Origin of the sequence: Clostridium cavendishii DSM 21758, assembly GCF_900141845.1 — a bacterium.
GTDB classification, from domain to species: Bacteria; Bacillota; Clostridia; order Clostridiales; family Clostridiaceae; genus Clostridium_AG; species Clostridium_AG cavendishii.
Genome location: NZ_FQZB01000041.1, coordinates 1 through 3,360, shown reverse-complemented (window position 1 = coordinate 3,360; position 3,360 = coordinate 1). Strand labels below are relative to the sequence as shown.

Sequence of the window (3,360 nt, the reverse complement as noted above, 5' to 3'; positions counted from 1 at the left end):
CCAGCCTATATTCAGAAAGAATTAAGTAACGGACAAAATTTCTTAGTATTTTCTTTAATACAAGCTATAACATTTGCAGGTGGTGTTTATGTAATATTAGCAGGTGTTAGATTAATATTAGCGGAAATAGTACCAGCGTTTAGGGGAATAGCAATGAAGTTAGTTCCTAATGCAAAACCAGCTTTGGATTGTCCAGTAGTATTTGCTTATGCACCAAATGCAGTTTTAATAGGATTTTTATCAAGCTTTGTTGGTGGAATAGTAGGTATGGGAATACAAATAGCAATGGGAACTACAGTTATATTACCAGGAGTTGTACCTCACTTCTTCTGTGGAGCTACAGCAGGAGTATTTGGTAATGCAACAGGTGGTAGAAGAGGAGCTATAATAGGTGCATTTGTACATGGCTTACTAATAACATTCTTACCAATAGCATTACTTCCAACACTAGGTGATTTAGGTTATGCAGGTTCGACATTCTCAGATACGGACTTTGGTATAATAGGGATTATATTAGGAAAGATATTATCAATAATTCATTAATATATAATATGAGTTAAATGATTTACATTTAAATATAGTAGCTTTTCAAAGTTTCAACCTAAAGAGTTTACAATAAAAAATGTAGAAAAAAGTTGATGACCTAAGGTTATGTGAATATTATGAAAGCATTGCAAAATAAATTTGCAATGCTTTTTAAGTATTATTTTTCTATACATGATAAAGCAGCTACATATCCAGAACTCCAAGCCCATTGAAGGTTAAAGCCACCACAATCTCCATCAACATCTAGAATTTCTCCACAAAAATAAAGATTAGGGATTAATTTAGATTCTAGGGTTTTGTTATTTACTTCTTTAGTATTAACACCACCAGCTGTAACTTGAGCATTATTAAAACCATTTGTATTTATACATTTGAATTCCCAAGCTTTAAAAAGCTTGTAAAGTGAATTCTTTTCTTGCCATGTAAGCTCATAGCAAGGTTTATGTATATCAAATATTCCGGCCTCTTTTAATATTATAGGAATAAGCTTTTTGTTTATAACGCCAATTAAGCTATCTGAAAGTTTTCTATACGAAAACATACCAAAGTGAATTTCAAAAAAGTCTTTGATTTCGTCCTCACTTTTATTAGGAAACATATCCACAATAATCTTTACATTTTTATTTTTAGAAAGTTCTTTAGATGCCATTCTTGATATTTGAAGAATTGGAGGACCTGATATTCCGTAATCAGTGAATAAAATTTCTCCAAATTCTTTTCTTAAAACTTTGTCATTTGATGCAACTGTGGCAAAACCATCAAATTTTATGCCTGATAAGGCTTTAAGACTCTTATGTTCAAGTTTAAGTTGAACTATAGCTGGCAAAGTTTCAACCATGCTATGTCCAAAGCTTTTGGCAAGAGTATAACCAGAACCATCTGAACCTGTTTTAGGTGCTGATTTTCCTCCACAGGCTAATATAAGTTTTCCACAGGATAAAGCTTCATTTTCTTTGTCACCTGTGTATAAAATGAAGTTTTTTTTGTTTTTTGTGACTTCTTTTACCTTAAAACAGCTATAAACAGGTATATTTCTTTCTTCTAGACTGAATCTTAAGATATCCACAACAGAAGAAGCTTGAAGTGATTGTGGATAGTTTTTACCTTTTTCTAATTCAACAAAATTTAATCCAATGTTTGCAAAAAAACTTTTAGTATCTTCTACAGAAAATTTAGATAGTGTAGAAGTATAAAAATTGGCATTATCACTATGAAAATTTTTAAAAGGAAAACCTATAAGCGAATTTGTTATATTGCATCTACCATTACCGGTAGTTAAGATTTTTTTGCCAACTCTATCAGTAGCTTCAACTATAGCAACATCAATTCCAAAATCTTTCGCGGCTATTGCGGCCATAAGTCCAGAAGCGCCACCGCCAACTATTAATAAATCATGATATATCATAAAGTTAACTCCTTTAAAAAATAATATATAAAAGTGTATATATACTTTTATAAGTATTGTCATTAATAAAACTCATATTCATTTATAAGTATATTTCATATTCCATTAAAGGAAACAAATATGGTTTAAATTCATTTTAACATACTAATATATTACCGAAAAGCAGACATACTAAATATAGAGGTGATGTCATTGAAAGTAAAGGTAATTGATAGTAATTTAAAGGATTTTGGGCTAGAGTTTAAGGTTAGACGTATGAATTATGATCAAGTTATTGTAAGATATCCTGAAGGTGATGGACTTTTTACTTTCACAACTCATCAAGTAGAGCTTATAAGTGAAGGTGAGGTTGATGAAATTTTAATAAAATATCCTTGTCTATTGAAAATAAAAATACATAGAGGTGTATCAGTGTTTTTTTATAAAGCCTTTTTGGAAAATTTACATACAATAATGGATGATGAAGAATTAAGTGATATAAATTTACTTAAAGATGTGTATAAAGAAGTTAATAAAAAAGGTTTATGGGAGAAAAATATGATATTAGTCATAAATGAAAAGTATCCATTAGTAATAAATGCAACAGGAATAAAGTTTAGAAAAAGTAATTATGAATTTGATTCTAAAGTAATTGAGCCTGAGGAATTTAAAGAATTATGTGAGTTTGAAATGAAAAAAATAAAGGAACAAATAGAGCATAAGAATATATTATTAGAGAGATATGAACTAGCACTTAATGAAATAGAAGAGAAGGAGAATGAAGATGAGGGAATTAAAAGCGCAAGAGTTAATGAGGTATAAAAATTGGGTTGTAGTTGGGGATGTTTTAAACAAAGATAAATATGCTTATAAGATACTAGCTAGATTTATAAATTCAGGTTATAATGTAATTGGTGTAAATCCTAGAAGTGATGAAAATAGTGTAGCCAAAAATCTAACTACTGTTAATTTTGATATAGACGTCATAGATTTGTGCATAAATCCAATGTTTGGTATAGAAATAGTTAAAGAAGCAAAAAAATTAGGAATAGATAAGATTCTTATACAGCCAGGAGCTGAAAGTAAAGAGATATTAGATTATTGCAAAAATAATGGAATAACTGCTATAGAAGACTGTGCACTTATTGCACTTTCAAGGCTATAACAAATATATATTAACTTAATGGCTCAAAGCAAGTATTTGAGCCAATTTTGTAAATTTTACAGATTAAATAAAATAAATTTATAAAAAAAATCGTAAAAAACTGTTGACACTTTGAGAGTTTTTTTGTAATATAGTCTATGTCGGGTCGAGAGACGCCGATTAAGAAGTGAGAACTTCAAAAAGAACATGGCTCCTTGGTCAAGCGGTCAAGACACCACCCTTTCACGGTGGTAACAGGGGTTCGATTCCCCTAGGAGTCACCATT

General features: G+C 30.1%; 4 protein-coding genes and 1 tRNA gene. 4 read left to right on the top strand and 1 reads right to left on the bottom strand.

Annotation, left to right across the window (positions count from 1 at the left end; all coding sequences use genetic code 11):
• Nucleotides 1-543: PTS transporter subunit IIC (locus BUB01_RS22495; protein WP_278337167.1), on the top strand; the 543-nt coding region annotated here is incomplete at its 5' end.
• A 160-nt stretch (nucleotides 544-703) separates the two neighbouring features.
• Here BUB01_RS22495 and BUB01_RS22490 read toward each other — a convergent pair.
• Nucleotides 704-1,951, bottom strand: a complete 1,248-nt coding sequence (locus BUB01_RS22490; protein ID WP_072993952.1) for a BaiN/RdsA family NAD(P)/FAD-dependent oxidoreductase — start codon at nucleotides 1,949-1,951, stop codon at nucleotides 704-706.
• A 192-nt stretch (nucleotides 1,952-2,143) separates the two neighbouring features.
• Here BUB01_RS22490 and BUB01_RS22485 point away from each other — a divergent pair, with 192 nt between their 5' ends.
• From BUB01_RS22485 to BUB01_RS22475, 3 genes are all read left to right on the top strand, one after another.
• Nucleotides 2,144-2,752: a hypothetical protein gene (locus BUB01_RS22485; RefSeq protein WP_072993949.1), complete on the top strand. Its 609-nt coding sequence runs from the start codon at nucleotides 2,144-2,146 to the stop codon at nucleotides 2,750-2,752.
• Nucleotides 2,715-3,095 (top strand): CoA-binding protein, encoded by a 381-nt coding sequence (locus BUB01_RS22480; protein ID WP_143152560.1) that lies wholly within the window; start codon nucleotides 2,715-2,717, stop codon nucleotides 3,093-3,095. The genes BUB01_RS22485 and BUB01_RS22480 overlap by 38 nt, the downstream gene beginning before the upstream one ends.
• Nucleotides 3,096-3,283: 188 nt before the next feature.
• Nucleotides 3,284-3,358, top strand: a tRNA-Glu gene (locus tag BUB01_RS22475).
• Nucleotides 3,359-3,360 lie beyond the last annotated feature (2 nt).

Bases quoted from the DNA above. Each gene is read 5' to 3' on its own strand.
- BUB01_RS22480 (WP_143152560.1), top strand. From the start codon at position 2,715: ATGAGGGAATTAAAAGCGCAAGAGTTAATGAGGTATAAAAATTGGGTT.
- BUB01_RS22490 (WP_072993952.1), bottom strand. From the start codon at position 1,951: ATGATATATCATGATTTATTAATAGTTGGCGGTGGCGCTTCTGGACTT.